This is a genomic window from Enterococcus ureilyticus (assembly GCF_001730315.1).
Classification (GTDB): domain Bacteria; phylum Bacillota; class Bacilli; order Lactobacillales; family Enterococcaceae; genus Enterococcus_L; species Enterococcus_L ureilyticus.
In genome coordinates, this window is sequence record NZ_MIKC01000034.1 from 120,486 (window position 1) to 143,552 (window position 23,067).

The 23,067-nt window shown below is 36.8% G+C and carries 15 protein-coding genes; 14 read left to right on the forward strand and 1 reads right to left on the reverse strand.

Annotation, left to right across the window (positions count from 1 at the left end; translation table 11 throughout):
• The first annotated feature begins 234 nt into the window (after nucleotides 1-234).
• From BCR24_RS11010 to cydC, 6 genes are all read left to right on the forward strand, one after another.
• Nucleotides 235-3,270 (forward strand): WxL domain-containing protein, encoded by a 3,036-nt coding sequence (locus BCR24_RS11010; protein WP_069640573.1) that lies wholly within the window; start codon nucleotides 235-237, stop codon nucleotides 3,268-3,270.
• 41 nt (nucleotides 3,271-3,311) lie between these two features.
• Nucleotides 3,312-4,361 (forward strand): WxLIP family cell surface protein, encoded by a 1,050-nt coding sequence (locus BCR24_RS11015; RefSeq protein WP_069640574.1) that lies wholly within the window; start codon nucleotides 3,312-3,314, stop codon nucleotides 4,359-4,361.
• A gap of 339 nt (nucleotides 4,362-4,700) precedes the next feature.
• On the forward strand, nucleotides 4,701-6,119 hold the full coding sequence (locus tag BCR24_RS11020; RefSeq protein WP_069640575.1) for a cytochrome ubiquinol oxidase subunit I: 1,419 nt from the start codon (nucleotides 4,701-4,703) through the stop codon (nucleotides 6,117-6,119).
• Entirely contained in the window at nucleotides 6,116-7,141 is a 1,026-nt protein-coding gene (gene cydB / locus BCR24_RS11025; RefSeq protein WP_069640576.1) for a cytochrome d ubiquinol oxidase subunit II, read from the forward strand. The genes BCR24_RS11020 and cydB overlap by 4 nt, the downstream gene beginning before the upstream one ends.
• Nucleotides 7,138-8,868 (forward strand): thiol reductant ABC exporter subunit CydD, encoded by a 1,731-nt coding sequence (cydD, locus tag BCR24_RS11030; protein ID WP_069640577.1) that lies wholly within the window; start codon nucleotides 7,138-7,140, stop codon nucleotides 8,866-8,868. The genes cydB and cydD overlap by 4 nt, the downstream gene beginning before the upstream one ends.
• Nucleotides 8,868-10,628 carry a thiol reductant ABC exporter subunit CydC gene (gene cydC / locus BCR24_RS11035; protein WP_069640578.1) on the forward strand — a complete coding sequence of 587 codons (1,761 nt, stop codon included), beginning with the start codon at nucleotides 8,868-8,870 and terminating at the stop codon, nucleotides 10,626-10,628. Before cydD ends, cydC begins: the two co-directional genes overlap by 1 nt.
• A 50-nt stretch (nucleotides 10,629-10,678) precedes the next feature.
• Here the strand turns inward: cydC and BCR24_RS11040 are convergent, their stop codons facing one another.
• Nucleotides 10,679-11,659 carry a polyprenyl synthetase family protein gene (locus BCR24_RS11040; protein ID WP_069640579.1) on the reverse strand — a complete coding sequence of 327 codons (981 nt, stop codon included), beginning with the start codon at nucleotides 11,657-11,659 and terminating at the stop codon, nucleotides 10,679-10,681.
• A 119-nt stretch (nucleotides 11,660-11,778) separates the two neighbouring features.
• Between BCR24_RS11040 and BCR24_RS11045 the strand changes: the two genes are divergently transcribed.
• The 8 genes from BCR24_RS11045 to rlmN all read left to right on the forward strand — a co-directional run bounded on the left by BCR24_RS11045 (nucleotide 11,779) and on the right by rlmN (nucleotide 23,031).
• Nucleotides 11,779-12,684 (forward strand): prenyltransferase, encoded by a 906-nt coding sequence (locus tag BCR24_RS11045; RefSeq protein ID WP_069640580.1) that lies wholly within the window; start codon nucleotides 11,779-11,781, stop codon nucleotides 12,682-12,684.
• A gap of 31 nt (nucleotides 12,685-12,715) precedes the next feature.
• On the forward strand, nucleotides 12,716-13,927 hold the full coding sequence (locus BCR24_RS11050; protein ID WP_069640581.1) for an NAD(P)/FAD-dependent oxidoreductase: 1,212 nt from the start codon (nucleotides 12,716-12,718) through the stop codon (nucleotides 13,925-13,927).
• 346 nt (nucleotides 13,928-14,273) lie between these two features.
• On the forward strand, nucleotides 14,274-15,656 hold the full coding sequence (gene nhaC / locus BCR24_RS11055) for a Na+/H+ antiporter NhaC (protein WP_069640582.1): 1,383 nt from the start codon (nucleotides 14,274-14,276) through the stop codon (nucleotides 15,654-15,656).
• A 123-nt stretch (nucleotides 15,657-15,779) separates the two neighbouring features.
• A complete protein-coding gene (locus tag BCR24_RS11060; RefSeq protein ID WP_069640583.1) occupies nucleotides 15,780-18,155 on the forward strand; it encodes a DNA translocase FtsK in 2,376 nt (791 codons plus the stop codon).
• 264 nt (nucleotides 18,156-18,419) lie between these two features.
• Nucleotides 18,420-19,121 carry a GntR family transcriptional regulator gene (locus tag BCR24_RS11065; RefSeq protein ID WP_069640584.1) on the forward strand — a complete coding sequence of 234 codons (702 nt, stop codon included), beginning with the start codon at nucleotides 18,420-18,422 and terminating at the stop codon, nucleotides 19,119-19,121.
• A gap of 108 nt (nucleotides 19,122-19,229) precedes the next feature.
• Nucleotides 19,230-19,979 (forward strand): ABC transporter ATP-binding protein, encoded by a 750-nt coding sequence (locus tag BCR24_RS11070; protein ID WP_069640585.1) that lies wholly within the window; start codon nucleotides 19,230-19,232, stop codon nucleotides 19,977-19,979.
• Nucleotides 19,969-21,792 (forward strand): ABC transporter permease, encoded by a 1,824-nt coding sequence (locus BCR24_RS11075; protein WP_069640586.1) that lies wholly within the window; start codon nucleotides 19,969-19,971, stop codon nucleotides 21,790-21,792. Before BCR24_RS11070 ends, BCR24_RS11075 begins: the two co-directional genes overlap by 11 nt.
• Nucleotides 21,793-21,966: 174 nt before the next feature.
• Nucleotides 21,967-23,031 carry a dual-specificity RNA methyltransferase RlmN gene (rlmN, locus tag BCR24_RS11080; RefSeq protein WP_069640587.1) on the forward strand — a complete coding sequence of 355 codons (1,065 nt, stop codon included), beginning with the start codon at nucleotides 21,967-21,969 and terminating at the stop codon, nucleotides 23,029-23,031.
• Nucleotides 23,032-23,067: the final 36 nt, after the last annotated feature.

The following is a 23,067-nucleotide window of genomic DNA, read 5'->3' on the forward strand; positions in this document are numbered from 1 at the left end:
AAATTTCATTTTTTTCTTTGGGGAAGTCGTCTATTGAAAAACAGAAAAAATAAAATAATATATTATAGTAGAATATGAATAACATATTCTACTATTTATGCATTAGTAAAATAATGTTCTTTTGATCTTTGAGTTTTTTTAAAGGTTCTTATTGTTATTTATTTCAATCCAATCACTTTGTTTTTTATTTTCTGACATAATCAACTTTTTTAAAATGAAGGGGAATTACATAGAATGATGAAAAAAAATTTATTAGCACACTTTTTAATACTACTAGGACTGTTTTTTTTTGCTCAAAATAGCTATGCTGAAACAACAACGCTAGAAGTTACTAGTTTGGAGCAACCAAATTGGATATTTAAAACAGGGATGTCTCGAGCCAAATATCACGATAGGCAAGATTTAGGGATTGTAGTTAATGGAGGTTCAACCATAAAAATTCGCAGGACTAGCGTGAATGATGGGTACAATAATTTAACATTATGGTTACTTGGAAATAATCGAACACAAGAGAAATCTGTGCCCATAGCGAATGAATGGAAAACAGTACCTGTCGAACATAGTGCTGTGCCATTTATCAACACGCCTTATGGGGAAAATGATGCTGAAGTTGAGTATGAAATCGATGGTGTTAGTGTAGCATTACCAGTTTACGAATCAGGCTCAAATGAACAAACCTTTTTTTCAAAGTGGAGAGACACAAATGCAGCGTTTGGTTTGGTAAAGGGGGAACAATTTCAATTATTAATCCCTAATAAAGAAAAAGAGCAAGCAGAGAGTTTAAAAGATTTTTCTGATTTAGATCAATACATTACCTATCAGAACAGTATCATTAATTACTACGATGAGCTAATGGGACTTTCAGAAACGGTGAGTGGTGTAAATAAAAAACCAGAAAACCGCTTTTTCTTAAAAGCTGATGGTGGAACAGGACCTGGAATCGCCGCATATTATCAAGATAACTATTCTTCAAATGGGAAAGACACGGTAGTGAATCGATGGATGACAAAATGGGACTGGGGGACACTCCATGAGATTGGACATGCTTATCAACCATCATATAACAATAGAGACATGTATACCGCAGAAGTTTCTAATAATGTATTAGCCGTTTTTTATACGTATGATTTTAGAGGGAAAGCGATCGTAGAGAAAAACTCATGGTTATATAATTTTGGGAATAAAGCAACTGTAGAATCAGGGTTATACAGCCGTTTAGTTGAGCAGCAAATCGGGTATCCTGACTTGGATCATAGAGGACGGCTAATTCTCTTAAACGATCTGACCCAAAGTGTTGGAAAAGAGAATTGGACAAAACTGAATGTCATGTATAGAGAGGCTGTAAATAATGGGGACGAGAACATTAAAAATATGTCATTACCTGATTTATTTAATCTATTTTACAGTAGTCAAATGCAAAAAGATTATAGTCCAGTCCTGCTTAAATGGGGCTTACCTTTAACAGAACAAAGACAACGAATAGTAAATCGTGGGAAAAGTTATTCAGCAGTTACTTCTCTCGTTGATGTCGTTCCTAAGGAAAAGTTAAAGGATGCGGTCTCTTTATTAAGTCCTTCATTGATGGTTGATTCCCAGTTTAGCCTTGTCACAAATCAAGAAATAGCTGCTTTAAATTTACCAGGAGGGGCCTTGACTATTCATCTTAATATACATGATTTTGCCCAAATAAAAGGGAAGAAAATAGGTATAAAAGATGGGGATCAGTTAGTTAAAGAAGTTGAAATAAATGAACCAGATATTGTCATTCCTAAGTTGGAAAACGGTGTTTATACCCTGCAACTTCCTAAAACGGAGGGATTTTATGAAGCGGATAATTATTATGCGTATGTTCGTGATGCACAAAATAAAACAACTGTTAATCTAACTGAGATAAAAGGAAGTAGGCTATACGATGAAACGATTCAGTTTAAAGGTCTATATGATAGGGTTTTCGGTGTCATTCAAACAGATTTTATGAATCAAAAGATGATCATTGATGTAACCTCTACTACACCTCACACTTATTTTAAAGGGCAACTTTATGCTTCAATAGAAGTTTTTGATGAATTTGATCAGTTGATTTATCACAAGGAAATGGAAGGAACAGATGTAGTAGTAGAAAAAAGTGAACTTCCACTGAAAGAAGGGTATAAAATTAAGTTATACCATGCAGAGACAACAAATCGATTAACTGCAGCTACTGAAACGTTAATTGATCCAACGCTTAAAAGCAATGTGCTGCTTGTGAAAAATGGTTACTTGGTAAACGAAAATAGAACATCTGGAATAGCAGTAGCAAAAGAAAAAATTACCTCTGCAATTGATACAATAAAATCAGATGCTGAATGGGCAAGTGTAGATAATAATCCAGAGAAAACACAAATAACTGTTGCAATTTTATCATTACCAGAAGCAGAGAGAGATGCTTTGTTAGAACGGCATCAAGATTTTTTAGAGATTCATCCTGGGACTATAACCATTCAGTATGTAGACAATAAAGGCGTAGAATTAGACAAATCAGAGATATTTACAGGTCGGTTTGGTGAAAAAATCACAGTCAATGCAAAAGAAATCAAAGGATATGAGTTAGATGTGAGTTCACCTCTAATAGAACTGAATTATCAACTTAAACCTCAAGTTGAAAAGTTTATCTATAAAAAAGATTACACCTCAATAAGTCCTGTAAACCCAGAAGATCCTGACAAGATAATGATACCGAATGAAATGAGTGTCAAGCCAAATAACAACCCACTTAAGATTTTACATGTTTCTAATTTTCATTTTGGACAGCAAGCAATGACACTTAATGCACAAACCTACAATGCAATTTTAGAAAACGGAAAAAATGAAGCGGGGCTAACGGAGAATTTTGCAAACTCAGTTCAAATCTCTGATGAGCGGGAGACAAATGCAGGTTGGAGACTTCAAGTAAGACAAGAAGAGCAGTTTACATCCGTTATCACAAAGAAAGAACTAGTGGGAGCACAAATCATTTTAAAAAATCTAACTATGAGTAAAGGGAAAAGTAATTCGGCAGGACTGGCAACTGTTTCAGAAAAAGAATTGGAGTTAATACCAGATGGCATGACAACTATAGATGTTGCTACAGCCGAAGCTAAAACGGGGATGGGGACACAAGTAGTGAGATTTGGTGATAAAGGGTCAACAGCTGAAACAAGTATACAATTAGACGTTCCAGCACAGCCACAATTAGTGGCAGAAAAATACACGACGACATTAACGTGGATTTTAACTGATTCTCCCATATGAAATCAGAGACGTATAGCATTAAGTTAGTATAGGGAGGCAGTATGACTAAAAAGATGATTAAACCATATCTACTATTATCAGTAATTGCTTTTGTAATGTGTCTGATGGGTTCATTCAACGTAGTTGGACAGGCAGATAATAATGAGCAGAATGAAGACGCCATAGCGGGATCTCTTGAAGTGAAAACAATCATCCCCGAAAATCAAAGAGACAAAACAAAAACGTATTTTGACTTACTAATGTCTGCAGGAACAGAGCAAGTTATTCAAGTAGAGTTGAAAAATACATCCCAAAAAGAAGATATAGTAGCTGTGATTCAAATTAATGATGCAACCACTAATAATAATGGCACAGTAGAATATACAAAAAGTGAAAAAAGAGATTCAACGTTAAAAGTTGGAATTTCAGATCTAGTGAGAACAGATTCAGAGGTTGTTATTCCTGCAAATCAGACTAAGACGCTTTTTATACAGATTACAATGCCAACTGAAAAGCTTGATGGAGTACTCCTTGGGGGAATAGTGATAAGCGAAGAGAAGCAAAGAGCATTAAATGAAAAAAAAAGCACTGGTACTACTGTAATTAATAAATTTGCGTATACAATTGGTCTGTTATTGACAGAAAATGAAAAAGAAGCAGAGGCAAAATTGAAATTAACAACAGTGACGATTGGCAAAGTCAACTATCGAAAGTTTATCAAGGCAAATATTCAAAATACTCAACCTGTCATTATTAAGGATATGATGATTGAAGCTAAAATCTATTTAAAAGAAGGAAAAGAAATTTTTTTCACTCAAACATCAGAGAATATTAACATGGCCCCAAACTCAAATTTTGACTACTTAATAAGTATGGAAAAAAATGAGTTTCCAGCTGGAAACTACATTTTAGAAGTGAAAGCCAAAAATGGTGAAAAAGAGTGGACTATGGAAAAAGAATTTACCATTGTAGAAAAAGAGAATAAGAAATTAAATGAAACAACGAATCAACTAGAGGCGACTTCCTCAAGGAAGCTGATTTTTTATATAGTGTTGCTACTATTTATTTTGTGGTCAATTAATTGGAAAAATAGAAATAGAAGAAAAAAGTAACGGTTTAGATAGTTAGTGAAGACCAGAGTATGAATAGAAAAGTGGGAAGCTAAAGTAGTCATCTTCTCACTTTTCTTATTTTTCCCCAAGAACAAAGGAATATTTTGATGAAAATAGGACAGAAACATTTGTATTTTGTAAATAAAAGAGTATACTTTAGATTGGAATCATTCTAAAATTAATAAAAAGAGTTTCCACGCACATATTGTATTTAGGTTTATTTTATTCTGGGTTTTGATTCATTTTGGCAGCACCAACCAACTGCGCAAATGGATAATTACAATGGATAAAATCAGCTTATTCTTTTTGTGGAAACAGTAAAAACAAGGGGGATTATTGATGTTTGATATTGTAACATTAGCAAGATTCCAATTTGCAATGACGACTGTCTTTCATTACTTCTTCGTACCGTTTTCAATAGGATTAGCACTTGTAGTCGCAGTCATGGAAACGATGTATGTTGTGAAAAAAGATGAGCGTTATCGCAAAATGGCGAAGTTTTGGGGCAACATTTTTCTATTAAGTTTTGCAGTAGGCGTTGTAACAGGAATTATTCAAGAATTCCAGTTTGGAATGAACTGGTCAGATTATTCACGCTTTGTCGGAGATATTTTTGGTGCTCCACTAGCAATTGAAGCGTTACTTGCATTCTTTTTAGAATCAACATTTTTAGGTTTATGGATATTTACTTGGGATAAAGTCAGTCCTAAACTACATTTAACATTTATTTGGTTGGTCGTATTTGGTTCAATGATGTCGGCTTTCTGGATTTTAGCGGCAAACAGCTTTATGCAACATCCAGTGGGCTATACTTTAAACAATGGTCGTGCTGAATTGATCGATTTTGGGGCCGTAATTGGCAATCCAAAAGTTTGGTATGAGTTTACACATGTTCTGTCTGGCGCAATTGTGATGGGCGGGATGATCGTTGCAGGTTTAGCTGCATTCCAAATTTTGAAAAAACGTGATATGAATTTCCACAAAACATCTATGCGTGTTGGTTTATGGATCGCTTTATTTGGGTCACTATCTGTTTTATTTACAGGGGACTTGCAAATGAAAGCCTTGATCAATGATCAACCAATGAAATTTGCGGCAATGGAAGGGGATTATGAAGATTCTGGCGATCCGGCCGCTTGGACATTGATTGCTTGGGCAGATGAAGCGCAACATAAACAAGTATTTGGGATTCAAATTCCTTATATGCTAAGTATCCTTTCTTATAACAGTTTATCTGGTTCCGTTGATGGAATGGACACTGTGAATGAACGTTTGAAAGAACAGTATGGTGATGATAAAAATTATTATCCACCAGTCAACACATTATTCTGGAGCTTTAGAGTCATGGCTGGCTTTGGTGCATTGATGCTTTTAGTTTCAGCTTTAGGATTATTCTTTAGTCGCAAGAAAAAACCTTCACTTTATGAAAAACGTTGGATGGTTTGGATATTAGCATTGTGTACATTTGCTCCATTCTTGGCAAATACAACAGGTTGGTTGATTACTGAGCTTGGTCGTTATCCTTGGACTGTTTATGGTTTATTTACGATCGAAGACAGTGTGTCGCCAAACGTATCAGTGGCTTCACTGTTAACATCGAATATTATTTACTTTATTCTCTTTGCAGGTCTAGGTTCAGTCATGGTTTACTTGATTACGGTCGAACTTAAAAAAGGCCCAGATTATGAAGAAAAGAAATTAGCAGAGGCAAACTCTACTGATGTAGATCCATTTGATAAGGAGGTCTTTGGCGAATGAGTACGTTGCAATTACTTTGGTTTGTCCTAATTGGTATTTTATTCTCAGGCTTCTTCTTCCTAGAAGGTTTTGACTTTGGCGTGGGGATGTCCGTTCAAACATTAGCGCACGACGAAGAGGAAAAAGAACAAATCATCCAAACGATTGGACCGGTTTGGGATGGTAATGAAGTCTGGTTATTAACAGCAGGTGGGGCGATGTTTGCTTCTTTCCCATACTGGTATGCTTCATTATTTAGCGGATTCTACTTGATTTTGTTTATTATTTTAGTTGGTTTGATCATTCGTGGAGTGTCATTTGAATTCCGTCACCGTATGCCAGATGGCAAACGTCGTAGAATGTGGAACTGGACATTATCGATCGGTAGTTTTATCGTGCCATTTTTCTTTGGGGTTTTATTCATTGATTTAGTTCAAGGAATGCCGCTTGATGTGAATGGCAATATGATGGCTTCATTTACTGACTACATCAATGTATTTTCTGTTGTCGGTGGGGTTGCTTTGACATTATTGTGCTACCTACATGGCTTGAATTATATTACGCTTAAAACAGAAGGTCCTGTGAGAGAGCGTGCACGTAATTATGCGTCATTCTTTTATTGGGTTTTATATGTTGGCTTAGTTGTCTTTGCCGCTTTGTTGTACTTTAAAACAGATTTCTTTGATAATAACTTTTTAGTGACATTATTACTTGTTGTAGCAATTGTAGCATTGACAGTTGTTGCCAACGTCAGTGTCTTTAAGAAAAAAGAAATGTTGGCGTTCCTTGCTAGTGGTTTGACGTTGATTCTTCTAGTGGCATTATTATTTAGTGGTTTATTCCCACGAGTGATGATCGGTAGTGAAGGGTATTATGACATCTTGATCAAAGATGCTTCAAGTTCTCCTTACACATTGAAAACAATGACATGGTTATCATTAACGATTTTACCATTTGTATTAGCCTATACAGGCTGGTCTTATTATGTCTTTAGAAAACGGATCAAACATCCAGCAATCGCTGCTGTGGGGTATGAAGGATGATCGATAAAGCCATCTTAAAAATGCCGAAAATCAAAAATATCATGATCTTGCTTGCAGGTTTTTCTTTCCTGCAAGCAGTATTTATTATAGGACAAGCATTTTATTTAGCGAAAGCCGTTGTTGGGTTATGGGAAGGTGGTCTGCTACAAGACCAGCTGTTGAATATTTTGGTGTTCTTTTTGTTTTATACTGGCAGACATGTCGTGACGTATCTTCGTGAGAAAATGTTAGACACCTTTAGCTATGAGCGATCACGTGAATTAAGGGAAGCCTTGTTGCAAAAGGTTTTCCGCCTGGGACCAACGGTGGTTCAGAAAAATGGTACGGGAAATATGATCACGATGGCACTTGAAGGAATCAGTCAGGCAGAAAATTATCTGCATCTGATTTTGATGAAAATTATGAATATGATGATCATTCCCTGGATCATTTTGATTTTTGTCTTTACATTGGATATTCGTTCTGGAGTCGTTTTATTAGTGGTGTTTCCTATGATTATTATATTTATGATCATTTTAGGATATGCGGCTCAAAGTAAAGCGGATAAACAATACAAAGCATTTCAGATTTTGTCTAACCATTTTATCGATTCATTACGAGGCTTAGACACTCTAAAGCTATTTGGGTTAAGTAAAAAGTATGCAGGCAGCATTTATAATACCAGTGAGCGTTTTAGAGAAGCAACGATGAGTACTTTGAAAATCGCGATTTTATCAACGTTTGCCTTGGACTTTTTTACAACATTATCAGTAGCTGTTGTAGCGGTATTTTTAGGTTTGAGTTTGTTAGAAGGTGGGATTTTACTATTTCCTGCATTGACGACCTTGATTTTAGCACCAGAATTTTTCTTACCAGTGCGTGATTTTGCAAGTGATTATCATGCGACTTTAGATGGTAAAAATTCATTCCAGGCAATCCAAGCTGTTTTGGATTTACCAGAAATGACTGAAACGGATCGTCTTACTTTAGGAGATTGGACAGCGTTGAGTGAATTAACTGCAGAACAATTAACATTCCAATATGAAGAAGCCACTCAGCCAGCATTAAAAGGATTAGATTTTAAAGCAAAAGGGTATCAAAAAATTGGGATCATTGGCGCAAGTGGTTCGGGAAAATCAACCTTGATCAATGTATTGAGTGGATTTTTGGAACCGAATGCTGAAATGACAAAAATCGAAGTCGATGGACAAGAGATCCCACATTTTCTGCAAAAGCAATGGCAAAGTCAAGTACTCTATATTCCGCAGTCTCCTTATATTTTCCAAGATACCTTAGCCAATAATGTCCGTTTTTATACGCCAGAAGCGTCAGATGAGCAAGTGATGGCTGCTGTTCAGTTAGTAGGACTAGAAACGCTTGTAACAGGTCTAGGGGACGGTATCAATACGGTAATTGGCGAAAGCGGGAGAATGCTAAGCGGAGGCCAAGCACAGCGTGTGGCGCTTGCTAGAGCTTTTTTAGATCAAGAACGTCGGATTTTACTATTTGATGAGCCGACTGCTCACTTAGATATTGAAACTGAGGTAGAATTGAAAGAAAGAATGTTGCCTTTAATGGAAGAACATCTTGTCTTTTTTGCCACGCATCGATTACATTGGATGGCAGAAATGGATTATATTCTAGTGATGGATAAAGGACAGTTGGTTGAAGCAGGCACCTTAGCTGAGTTGACTGAAAAAAATGGCTACTATGTAAAATTAGTCAATCAAATGAGGGGGACAGAATAATGGAAAATACCCCAACAAATAAAGAATTATATGAAAAAGATCAATGGGTTAAACCCTTCTTGAAAAAGTATAAAGGCTTATTGTACTTAGCCCTGATTTTAGGCTTTTTAACTTTCTTCAGTGCGGGTGCTTTGATGTTTAACTCGGGTTATTTAATTAGCCGAGCAGCATCACTTCCAGAAAATATTTTGATGATTTATATTCCCATTGTATTAACACGCGCCTTTGGGATTAGTCGTCCAGTTTTCCGATATATTGAGCGTCTAGTCAGTCATAATTGGGTTTTGAAAATGACATCTGATTTGCGTTTGAAACTTTACCTGGTTTTAGAGAAAGATGCGATTTTCTTTAAATCGAAATACCAAACGGGTGATATTTTAGGTTTATTATCTGAAGATATCAATCACTTGCAGAACTTGTACTTGCGTACGATTTTCCCAACTGTGATCGCTTGGTTGTTATATATCTTTATTATTATTGGACTAGGTTTGTTTTCATGGTGGTTTGGTCTGTGCATGTTATTGATGTTAGGTGTAGTGATTTTTCTTTTGCCAATGCTCTCAGTTTTAGTAAATGGTGCGAGACAAGAGAAACAAAAAGTTTCTAAAAATGAATTGTATAAAACATTGACAGATAATATCTTAGGCGTTTCTGATTGGGTGTTTAGTCAACGTGGACAAGAATTTGTTCATTCATATGAGAAAGAGGAAGCAAAATTACGCCAGTTAGATGAAAAGATCAAACGTTTCAATCGTTTTCGTGATTTTGTTTTACAAGTCGCTTTTGGGGTCATTACAGTTGCCATTTTAGCTTGGACGAGCGTTCGTTTTCCTGGCAACCATGGTGGAGCGGCTAACTGGATTGCAGCATTTACTTTAACGGTGTTTCCACTGATCGATGCATTTGCTCCCCTACCTGATGCGGCGCAAGAAACAAATATTTATAAAGATTCCATCAAACGATTGAATGATTTACCAGAGCCAGATGAGACAAATCAAGTCGTGAACGATGTAACGGTTACTGATAGTGAAATCAAGATCACGGATGTATCATTTTCTTATGAGGGAACAGCTAAGAATGTACTGGAAAATTTAAGTTTAACAATCCATTCAAAAGAAAAATTAGCAATTTTAGGCCGTAGCGGTTCAGGGAAAAGTACTTTAGCAACCTTGATTCGTGGGGATTTACGTCCAGATAAAGGTTATATTACGCTAGGCGGGATTCCTACAGCAGAATTTGGTGATCAAATTACCCAATCGATTGGTGTGATTCATCAAACACCTTACTTATTTAGAACGACGATTCTAAATAATGTTCGAATCGGACGAGAAGAAGCCTCAGAAGAAGAGGTTTGGCAAGTATTGAATAAGGTTGGTTTAAAAGAAATGATTGCAGCGTTACCGGAAGGGTTACTGACGATGGTGGATGAAGCGGGGCTGCGTTTTTCTGGCGGTGAACGCCATCGTTTGGCTTTAGCACGGATTTTACTTCAAGATACACCAGTTGTACTGTTGGATGAACCAACGACAGGACTGGATCCAATCACAGAACAACAATTATTGGAGACGTTTTTTGAGACATTGAAAGATAAAACGATTATTTGGATCACACATCATTTGCAAGGGGTTCACATGATGGACCGGGTCGTTTTTATTGAAGATGGTCAGCTAGAAATGAGTGGTTCTCCACAAGAGCTACTGGCGACAAATCCGCATTATCAACAATTATATGCAATTGATCGTGGTATGAATAAGCACTGAATGAAATAAAAAAAGCTGAGGCAAAACGCAATGAGCGTTGCCTCAAGCTTTTAAAAGGATCGTTGTAATAATAAGTGCGTTAATTGAGTTAGCTGTTCTTTACCTAAACAATCAGGTAGTCTTTCAATATCGGTCAAAGCCTTTTCTGTTACTCGTTTAGCAAATGCTTTTGCATCATTTACGCCCTCTAGTTCGTAAACAAGTTGAGCAACTTCACTTGCTTGGGTAGTTGTTATGGCCGCCCCCTTTTCTAAATAATTGTTAAAGCGCTCTGGTGATTTTTGCATCGCAAAGAGCAACGGTAATGTGTAAACACCTTGAGCGAGATCTTCTAAGACGGGCTTTTTTAAGGTTTTGACATCTGCGGTGTAATCTAAGATATCGTCATAGACTTGAAAGGCAATCCCAATATGGCGACCAATCCGTCTTGCCAGACGCTGGACCTCAGCACAAGCAAAGCCAAAATGAGCACCTTCTAAACAACTTAATGAGAATAGTTCAGCTGTTTTGCCATTAACGCTGCGTAAATAATCGGAAATCGTCATGTTCTTTTTATAACGTGTGTGCATTTGATCTAATTCACCGAGTAGTAATCGTTTCATCGCAGAAGCGTTCGTATGTAAGAAATCTGAACCATTCATTGTATCAGCAAGTAATTCAAAGAACTCTGTGAATAATAAATCTCCTGTATAAACGGCAACATCTTTGCCATAACGAGATTGAATCGTAACAGCTCCTCTTCGAAGAGGAGAATCATCGATGATATCATCGTGGACAAGTGTGGCCATGTGTAAAATTTCGATTGAAGCAGCAATTTTTATTAGTTGTTGATGGTCTTGTTTTTGTTCATCGCCAATTTGAGTAAATAAAAAAAAGAAGGCAGGGCGCAATAATTTTCCACCAGAACACGTTAGCTCGACTAAAGCTGCTTCAATTTCTTTGTTTCGTATTTTTACTTGATGTTTGATCAATTCACAAGTTTCGTTTAGTTGTTGTTGGATAATAGGAAATTCCTTCCAAAAATCATTCATAACACAATAGTCCTTTCAGTAATTCAATACTATTGATTGTATACGATGTTGGTGAAGAAATACAAGTAAATTATTCTGTGAGCATAAAACTAAATAATGTAAGGAGAGAAGAGTATAATTTGAATAGAGAAGTTTTTTTTGAATTAGTTGAACTAAAAGCAAAGACAGCCAGTGTTTTACCCTTTCTTTTAGGAATTTGTTTTAGTTGGTATCATTATGGAAGTTTACATTTAGGTTATGTTCTTATTTATTTTATTGCGATGTTTATTTTTAATATGGCTGTTGATATTTTAGATAACTATAATGACTACCACCATGCCAAAGAAGGGCATGATTATAAAGAAAAGACGAATATCATCGGGCGGGAGAACCTGTCACTATCAATGCTTCGTCAATGGATCATTTGGATGATCATCATCTCAGCATTGATGGGAATCGGTTTATCTATGATTGTCGGTTGGCCGCTATTATGGTTGGGGCTGTACTGTTATTTGATTGGAATCTTTTATTCTTCTGGACCCAAACCATTATCAAGTTTGCCTCTGGGTGAATTCTTTTCAGGATTTACGATGGGCTTTATGATCATGTTGATTTGTGTCTATATCAATACATTTGATTCTTTTCAATGGACAGCGGGCAATCTTGGCAGTATCTTCTTAGTATCACTACCCAATACTTGTTTGATCGCTAATTTAATGTTAGCAAATAATATTTGTGATTTAGAAGAAGATGAAATGAATCATCGCTTCACCTTAGTTCACTATTTAGGGAAGAAAGCATCGATTGGTTTGTTTGTCGGATTGATCGTGATTGCATTTGCATCGATTGTGTTGAGTGTTGTTTTGGGCTTAACACCGATTACGATGTTATTGACGTTACTTGTTTTGCCATTTATTTGGAAACAAACGAAGTTATTTTTAAAGGAGCAAGTCAAAACAAAGACATTTATTTGCGCTGTTAGAATTTTAGCAGTCGGAGCACTAGCACAAGTTGTATTTTTCGCCATAGGATTGTGGCTTAAATAATAAATAAAAAGGTTAAGAGGGGATTTTAAAAATGAGTAAGCATGTCGTTATTTTGGGCGCTGGCTATGCCGGATTAAGAGCGCTCCATGAATTACAAAAAGGAAACAATGAGTTGAAAATCACATTGGTTGATCAAAATGATTACCACTTTGAAGCAACAGATATCCACGAAGTTGCAGCAGGAATCCAAACGTCAGAAAGAATTACTTATCCAATCAAAGATGTTGTAAAATCAGCATGTACGACGTTTGTACAAGGTAGAGTGGAAAAAATCGATAGTGAAAATCAACTTGTTCATTTGAAAGATCAAGAAGCGATTTCTTACGATTATTTGATCGTAGCTTTAGGTTATGAATCAGAATCATTTGGTATTCCAGGTGTTGAAGAATTCTCATTAAAAATGGTCGATATTCCGACATCAGAAAAAGTCTATCAACATTTAACAGAACAAATGAAAGCATACAAAGAAACAAAAGATGAAAATTACCTAAAAATCGTGGTTTGCGGTGCAGGTTTCACTGGGATCGAATTATTAGGTTCATTGCATGAAGGCAAGAAAAAACTAGCTGAAATCGCAGGTGTTGAGCCTGACAAGATTCAATTGTATTGTGTTGAGGCTGTGACTCGTTTATTGCCAATGTTTAGTGAAAAATTAGGTGGTTACGGAATCGATCATTTGAAAAAATGGGGTGTTAATTTCTTAGTTGGAAAGCCAATCAAAGAGATCAAACAAGATACGGTTGTTTATTTAGATAATCAAGAAACAAATGAATTAAATGAATTAACAGCAAAAACAATCATTTGGACAACTGGTGTCAGTGGCAGTCATGTTGTTGGTGATTCTGGTTTTGCAGCAAAACGTGGACGTGTGATGGTTAAACCAGACTTAACAGATGCAGATCATGAGAATGTCTACATTATCGGTGACTGCTCTGCTGTGATGGATAAAGAATCAAATCGACCTTATCCGACAACTGCACAAATTTCACTTAAAATGGGTGAACACGCAGGTAAGAACATCAAAGCCCAGTTAAAAGGAGAACCTACGAAAGAGTTTACGTTTAAATCGCTAGGTTCTGTCGCTTCTATTGGCAATAGTCATGCGTTTGGTGTTGTTGGTAAAATGGAAGTCAAAGGCTACCCAGCTTCATTCATTAAAAAAGCAATCATGGATCGTTCTTTATTTGAGACAGGTGGAGTGAAAGAAGTGTTAGCTAAAGGTCGTTTTGATTTTTACCGTTAAAGAGAAAATTGTAGTATAATAAAATCAATCGAAATGCAACGAAGGGTTCCAAGTAGAAAGTTGTTTTGAAATGACAGAAAGTCAACGGCTGCTGGAAGTTGGCCAAAACAACATTTTGAATTACAAATCTGGAGCATGGTGTTTATTCGGGTGAGATCCGTTAACGTCTTTTGAGAGGAAATTATTATTTAATTTCAACTATGGGTGGTACCGCGTGTAAGGATACGTTCAAGACAAAATCATAGGATTTGTCTTGTCGTTTATTCGTCCCTGACAGTCTATTTTTGATTGTCAGGGACTTTTTTATTTTTAAAACGTCAAATTGACAGGAAAAAGGGGATTTTAGATGAACAAAGAGTTAAGCGTCAAAGAAGCATTTATTGTATTTCTATCATTATTATTGATTATTAGTATTTGTGTGATCGGCATCGGTATGAGTCCGATTTTCCCAGTGTTATGCGCTTTAGGCTTATTAATAGCTTGGAGTAAGTGGCGGCAAGCTTCCTGGGATAAGATTCATGAAGGGATCATTGAAGGGGTTAAAACAGGAATCGTTCCGATGGTCATATTTATTTTGATCGGTGCCTTGATTGCAGTTTGGATTGCTAGTGGTGTGATTCCAACCATGATGTACGCTGGATTTTCTGTGATTAGCACCACGATTTTTTTACCATCGGCCTTTGTTAGTTGTGCAGTAGTGGGGATTTCGATTGGCAGTGCCTTTACTACTGTTTCAACAATTGGCTTGGCTTTAATGGGGATGGGAATCTCAATGGGGTTCAATTCTGCGATACTAGCCGGAGCGATCATTTCAGGTGCTGTTTTTGGTGATAAAATGTCGCCGCTCTCTGATACGACCAATTTAGCTTCTGCGGTTGCCGGAGCAGATTTATTTAAACATATTCGAAATATGATGTGGACGACCGTTCCAGCCTTTATTCTTTCGTTTATGCTATATGCAATTATTGGCTTTCAAACAAAAATTGGGCAAACAATGATTGAAACAAACCAATTTTTAGAAGTCTTACAAGAAAATTTTTCGATTAGCTGGTGGGCGCTTTTACCGATTCTGCTGCTAGTTTTTTGTTCAATCAAACGGGTTCCAGCTATTGCTTCATTATTGGTCACGATTTTAGTTTCAAGTGTGATGTATTTGTTTCAAGAAAAGACGGTTGATTTAAAACAATTGAGTACGATAATCGAAAATGGGTTTGTTTCAGAAACAGGAATGGAACAAATTGATGCTTTGTTGACTAGAGGGGGGATTCAAAGTATGATGTGGTCAGTCTCATTGATTCTTTTAACATTGTCATTGGGCGGGTTATTGATGAAAATGGACGTGATCACTGTTTTGATGGCGCCGCTTGCTGCTAAGTTGAAATCAACAGGTAGTTTAGTAGCTGCGACAGTTTTCAGTGGTGCCTTGGCTAATTTAATGATCGGAGAGCAGTATCTATCCATCATTTTACCTGGCCGTGCTTTTAAAGAAAGTTATGATAAATCAGGTCTTGCCCCAGAAGTTTTGTCACGCGCCTTGGAAGATTCTGGAACAGTTCTAAATTCATTGATTCCTTGGGGAGTAAGCGGAGTATTCATGGCAAGTACACTGCAAGTGGCTACATTAGATTATGCACCATTTAGTTTCTTTATTTTATTCTGTCCGATTTTGTCGATTTTTTCTGGTATAACTGGAATTGGGATTCGTAAACAAGCATCTTTGGTAGAATAAGTAATGCGAATAAAGGCGTGTGTTTATTCAAAATCATTAAAATTTTAAGAGAAACAATGGGGGTACTTTTGTTCGGCTCTATTTTTAGGTATAATGGATACTGATTGAAAAGAGGGATGTTACATGGCACAAAAACGGAAAAGTGCAAAAAAGAAAAAAACTAAAAAGCAACTACAACAGCAGGAGCATCTTAATTTCATTTTTCTCGGTATCTTTTTTATCTTCTTTGGATTATTTGGATTATTAAAATTAGGATTCCTTGGCACATTGATTGCCAACGGTTTACGTGTGGTCATAGGAAATACTTTTTCAATAGCAGCTATTTTACTCATGCTTTATGGGCTGTCATTAGTAATCTTTGGGAAAGAATTTCCAATTAAAAAAAGTCGCCCAATCATTGGTGGGTTGATCATTTACTTAGGGGTTTTACTATTTTTACATGCTTACATGTTCCGCAATGTAGGAACTCAGTCACCTGATATTATTGGAACTACTTGGGATTTTCTTCGAATTGACTTAAAGAGAAGTACCGTGGCTGAAAATGTTGGCGGTGGAATGATCGGTGCGCTCTTGTATAGTGGGACATTTTTCTTAGTTGCTCAATTTGGTAGTTATTTAATTGCGGGATTACTTGTATTGTTTGGGGCATTTTTAATCAGTATGCTCGATTTTCAGCAAGTGATGAACGGCCTACAGATTGTCAGAGAAAAAATTAGTGGCATAACAGCTAAAAGTAGTGAAAGACAAGCAGAAAAAGAAGCCAAACGAGCAGAAAAACGTGCAGCTAAACAAGTAAAAATGGAACAAATGGCGCAAGAACGTTTAAAAAATGATGTACGAGAATTAACACCAGGTGAAAAATTAGCGCATGAAGCTCGGGAACAAGAAGAAAAAGATTTACAAGAACCGGAGCAATTAACACTCGTTCCAATCGATAGCTTCCAAAGTCAGGCACAAGAACCACTAACTCAGCCTAAAACAACGACTACTTCTGAACTAGAAGAAAGTGGCGAGTTAGATTTTGAGATTTCAGAAGAAGCCGAAGATCGTGACTATGAACTGCCACCTTCAACCTTATTAGATTCGATCCCAGCCGCCGATCAAAGCGGAGAGTATCAAAAAATCGAAAAAAATATTGGCGTATTAGAACAAACTTTCAAAAGCTTCGGCGTAGATGCAAAAGTTGTCAAAGCCAGTCTGGGACCAGCTGTAACGAAGTTTGAGATTCAACCAGCTGTAGGAGTTAAAGTCAGTAAAGTAGTTAGTTTGACGGATGATATTGCCTTAGCGCTCGCGGCAAAAGATGTCAGGATGGAAGCGCCGATCCCAGGGAAATCATTGATCGGGATCGAAGTGCCCAATAGCACAGTTAGCACAGTATCATTTAGAGATATCATCGAAGCAGCTCCCAGCCATCCAGATAAATTACTAGAAGTACCACTTGGCCGCGATATTTCTGGTATGGTGCAGTCCGCAGATTTGGCAAAAATGCCTCACTTGCTGATTGCAGGATCGACCGGAAGTGGGAAATCAGTTGCGATTAATGGGATCATCTCCAGTATTTTAATGAGAGCAAAACCTCATGAAGTGAAACTGATGATGATCGATCCAAAAATGGTAGAATTAAATGTCTACAATGGGATTCCCCACTTACTTACACCTGTTGTGACAAATCCAAGAAAAGCAGCTCAGGCTTTACAAAAAGTTGTACAGGAAATGGAATTCAGGTATGAAAAATTCGCCGCTGCAGGTGTCCGAAATATTTCTGGGTATAATGAATTAGTTATTCAAAAAAACCTTGAAGATGGCGAAAATCGTCCGATTTTACCATTCATTGTTGTAATCGTTGACGAGTTAGCCGATTTGATGATGGTAGCGAGTAATGAAGTGGAAGATGCAATCATCCGTTTAGCCCAAATGGCACGTGCGGCTGGGATCCACATGATTTTGGCAACACAAAGACCAAGTGTCGATGTCATCACAGGAATCATCAAAGCAAATGTTCCGTCAAGGATGGCATTTGCCGTTTCAAGTGGAACCGATTCTAGAACGATCATCGACAGTAATGGAGCGGAAAAACTATTAGGCCGAGGGGACATGTTGTTCCTACCAATGGGTGAGAACAAACCGATTCGTGTTCAAGGAGCGTTTATTTCAGATCATGAAGTTGAACGTGTTGTGGCATTTGTGACCGAACAGCAAGAGGCTGATTACCAAGAGAGCATGATGCCGACAGAAGAAGATACAATGAGTAACGGTTCAAGTGATACACCACAAGATGATTTGTACGAAGAGGCGAAAGCATTGGTGGTAGAAATGCAAACAGCCAGTATTTCATTATTGCAAAGAAGATTTAGAATTGGTTACAACAGAGCAGCTCGTATAGTAGATGAATTAGAAGAGCATGGTGTGATTGGACCATCAGAAGGCAGCAAACCAAGGAAAGTCTTTCTTGAACCGATGCCAGAAGATGCACCAATCGATCATGGATCAGAGTAAGAATGTTGAAAAAGTGGGGTGAGCAGAAAAGCTGACTCCATTTTTTATTTATTAAAGACGAAACAATGGATGCTATATGTACACAGTTTCTCTAAAGAGGTTTGCCATAAATGTAAACTTTGGTATAATGTACAAAATACTATAGAACAGATGGATAAATTGCTAATTAAAGTATAAATGCGATTAGAATTAAGGAATTCGCAATACAAGACGAATAAACTAAAATAAAACGATACACTAATAAATTATATAAGGATGGAGAATATGAGAAGAAAAAGCGTATTATATCTAGACGTGGCAGAACAAATCAAATCAGATATCATGAACGGCACATATCCTGTAGGTTCCTTGTTACCAACAGAAGCAGAGCTTGAACGATTATTTGATGTAAGCAAGATAACGGTTCGTCGAGCGATTGAATTATTATCTTCAGAAGAGTTAGTTGAAAAGAAAAGTGGTAAAGGAACAACTGTTTTGAGTAATCGTCCTTATAATAAATTGTCAAAAGCAGGAACATTTACAGAATATTTAAATGACTCAGGGCAAAAAGTAGCTAAGAAAATTCTGAAATTAGAGAAAGTAACTTTAGAGATTGATTCTCCAATCTATGCTTGTCTTGGAGCAGAGGCGATCAAGGTCGCTCGTCTTTACACGTTAGATGATCGTCCTTATATCTTTTTTAATTATTATCTCCCAACAATTATGGCTGATGTGCCAGTAGAAGATTTTGAACAGGAGTCCTTATATCGTTTGATGGATCAACATGGCATCGAAATCATCAAGTTTGAGGATAGTTTTCAAACAGTAGAATTGACTAGTGAACAGCAAGAAACTCTAGCAACTTCCGAAAAAAATGGACTAAAAAGAATTCGTAAATCAGTTGGTCTTTCTGGTGAAATCGTTGAGTTCTCAGAAGCAATTTATAATACAGCTCTTTATCCGTATGTTATTGAATATGAAGCTTAAAGAAATAACAGATTACTTACAAAAGTGTAAGCAATCTGTTATTTTTTTCTATGGTGTGTTCGTTGTAATTGGATTAGACTAAAACAGTAGAGAAAAGGAGCGATGATGATGTTACAAGTAGAAAATTTAACGAAAACATATGGAACTGAAATCAAATATGAAGCACTAAAAGGATTGGATTTAACGGTAAATGACAGTGAATTTATCGGAATTATGGGTCCTTCTGGAAGTGGAAAGAGTACTTTTTTGAATCTTTTAGCAACAATCGATCAGCCGACATCAGGACAGATTTTAATGAATGGCAAAGACCCTAATCAACTAAATCAAGAAGAAATTGCGAAATTCAGACGAAGAGAGCTAGGCTTTATTTTTCAAAGTTTCAATTTGATGCCAACGTTGACTGTAGAAGAGAATATTATTTTACCATTAACCTTGGATGGGGAAAAAATTTCAGTGATGAAACGACAGCTCAATCTTTTAGCGGATCGCTTAGGAATTGCACCGTTGCTGAAAAAACGCATTGCAGAAATTTCAGGAGGCCAAGCTCAACGTGTGGCTGTCGCTCGTGCAATGATCCATCAACCCCAACTATTATTGGCAGATGAGCCAACAGGAAATCTAGATACAAAATCATCAAAAGATGTCATGCAATTATTACAACAATTAAATGAAGAAGAAAAAGCTACGATTTTAATGGTAACCCATGATCCTTTAGCTGCCAGTTATTGCAAGCGAATCGTTTTTATCAAAGACGGTGAATTGATCGATGAGATCCATCACAATGGAAATCAAAAGATGTTTTACGATGAAATCATGGTGAAACTATCTGAGATTGAAGGTGTTGATAATGAGTTTTAGTCAATTTGTCATTCGAAATACTTTAAGAAATAAACATTTATACATGGCATATTTTTTAAGCACACTTTTTTCAGTGATGGTCTTCTTCACCTTTACCGTGTTTGCGTTTCACCCGTCATTAGCTGATGGCTTGAATGATAAGGCACAAATCGGTATGTTAGCAGCTGCAATCATTATTTATGGCTTTGCCTTTTTCTTTGTCCTATACTCCATGGATGTCTTCATCCAGTCTAGAAAAAAAGAATTTGGTCTATTAATGATCCAGGGAATGAGCCCGAAGCAACTAAAAAAAATGGTTTTTATTGAGAATTTAGTTATTGGTTTTTTTGCTACGATCATTGGTAGCTTGGCTGGAGTTGGCTTTTCACAGGTGATTTTATGGTTGAGTAATAAATTGATGCATGTCAGTTTCGGTTTCTATTTTCCAACACAAGCACTAGGGTTAACGATTATTTCTTTTGCAGCCTTATTTTTAGCTATTTCGTTTTTCATTCAGTTTCGTTTACCAAAGTTAAGTTTACAAGAATTGTTAAAAGCAGGTGACTTGGGTAAAGGCACGATCCAAAGCTCGCGAGTTAAAACGATGTTAGCGATCGTTTTGATCGGTGCAGGTTATGCAATTGCTCTATTAGTTAAAGGCATGTTAGTTCCCTTTGTCATGATCCCTGTGATTTTTCTAGTAGTTGCAGGTACGCGTTTTTTATTCAATCAATTAAGTGTTTCAGTTATTGAGCGTTTAAAAAAGAAACAAGCTATTTTTTGGAAAAAAACGAATATGGTGGTTTTTTCAGATTTAGCTTTCCGTATGAAAGACAATGCCCGCTCTTTTTTCTTAGTATCGATTATTTCGACAGTGGCATTTGCTGCAATCGGAACGCTATATGGGTTTCAAAATATGATCTTAGATGGAATGAAGCAAGTGCCATATGAATTTCAACTCACTGGAACAGCTGAGGAAACAGCTGGGATAAAACAGACCTTTACCCAATTGTTAGCGGATAGAGGGATACAAGTGGATGAGGGAGAAGCAACGATTTATACAAATGCTGAGCAAATTGATGTGATCAAAGAATCTGACTATAATCATCTTGCAAAATTAGCGAACAAACCAACGATTCAAACCCAAGGGAACGCTGTTCAATTGCGACTAGCGAATGAAATCGGCATACAAGAAGTAACAATAAATGAAGTGAAACTGCCAGACGAGGTAACGTTACCTGTCACTAAAACAGAAAAATCGGCGGTCGTCTCAGCCTATGCCACAACGGTCATCGTACCAGATGAGACTAAGCTACAAAGTTTGGAAAATACGATAACGACTGTTTGGCAGCCTAAAAATGCTAGTTACGATGAACTGGTTTCTGTGGGTAAGTTCCAAGAGAAAAATCCACTTTTGATGGCCAAAAGTTATTCGCAACAAACGATTACAAATGAATATGCACCAATTTTATTTGTGGGAATCTTTATCGGAATTGTCTTCTTTGTTTCTGCCGGCAGCTTCTTATATTTCAGATTATATAGTGATATGGACGCCGACGTTGAGAAATTCAAGATGATTTACAAAATGGGGTTAGCGAAAAAAGAATTGAAGAAAATGATTTATCAGCAAGTGGGAATCCTGTTCTTTACACCGATTATTGTCTCGGTGATTCACGGAGCTGTGGCTTTGACTGCGATGTATCATATGTTTAATCAAGGGATGCAAATAGCTGGTTGGCAAGTATTAGGGATGTTTATCGTGATTCAAATCATCTACTATCTAATTGCTCGTGTCTTTTATTTCAAAAAAGTTTATCGATTGGTTCAAGCTTAGAAAAAAGAAAACCTCTGCAAACGAGTGAAGCGTTTGTAGAGGTTCTTTTCAATAAGTAGTAGTTTCAAAACTATAGAAACAAAGTGCTGTATAACCTAGAGAACATATGGACAAATCGTGGACAATAAGTTATAGTATGAAGCGAATGTTTAGAAGAAATGAGGAAGAGAACTAGTGGAAAAAGCATCCATTTATGGTTTAACAAAAGAAGAACTGATCGCATGGTTCATCGAACATGACGAAAGAAAGTTCCGGGCCACTCAAGTATGGGAATGGCTATATATCAAACGTGTCATGGCATTTAATGAAATGACAAATTTGTCAAAAGAGGTTATTGATTTATTAGAAGAAAACTTTATTATCAATCCATTGCGCCAAGTAATTATTCAAGAAGCGAAAGATGGTACTGTGAAATATCTTTTTGAGTTACCCGACAAAAATATGATCGAGACAGTTTTAATGCGTCAAGAATATGGGATGTCTGTTTGTGTGACGACTCAAGTTGGGTGTAATATTGGCTGTACCTTCTGTGCCAGTGGCTTGCTAAAAAAACAACGTGATCTGACAGCAGGAGAAATCGTCGCCCAAATCATGTTAGTTCAACATTATTTTGACGAACGTGGACAAGGTGAGCGAGTTAGCCATATTGTTGTAATGGGGATCGGTGAACCGTTTGATAACTATGATAACTTAATGAATTTCCTACATACGATCAATGATCCAAAAGGCTTAGCAATTGGCGCTCGTCATATTACAGTTTCAACAAGTGGATTAGTACCAAAAATCAAAGAATTTGCGAATAATGGCTTGCAAGTCAACTTAGCAATTTCTTTACATGCGCCAAATAATGATGTTCGTACATCGATCATGCGCATCAACCGTAGTTTTCCTATCGAAAAATTGATGGATGCAGTCGATGAGTATTTGGAAAAAACAAATCGTCGAATTACGTTTGAGTATATCATGTTGAGTAATGTGAATGACCGTCCAGAACATGCCCAACAATTGGCTGATTTATTGAAGGATAAGAAGAAGTTAACCTTTGTTAACTTGATTCCATATAACCCAGTTAGTGAACATGACCAATATAGCCGTAGTGAAAAGGCAGATGTATTGAAATTCTATGATATTTTAAAGAAAAATGGTGTCAACTGTGTGATTCGAAAAGAATATGGCACAGATATCGATGCTGCGTGCGGACAATTGAGAAGTAAACAAATAAAAAAAGCTAAACGATAGAAAAAGGCCGAGACAAAACTGATTTTTAGTTTTGTC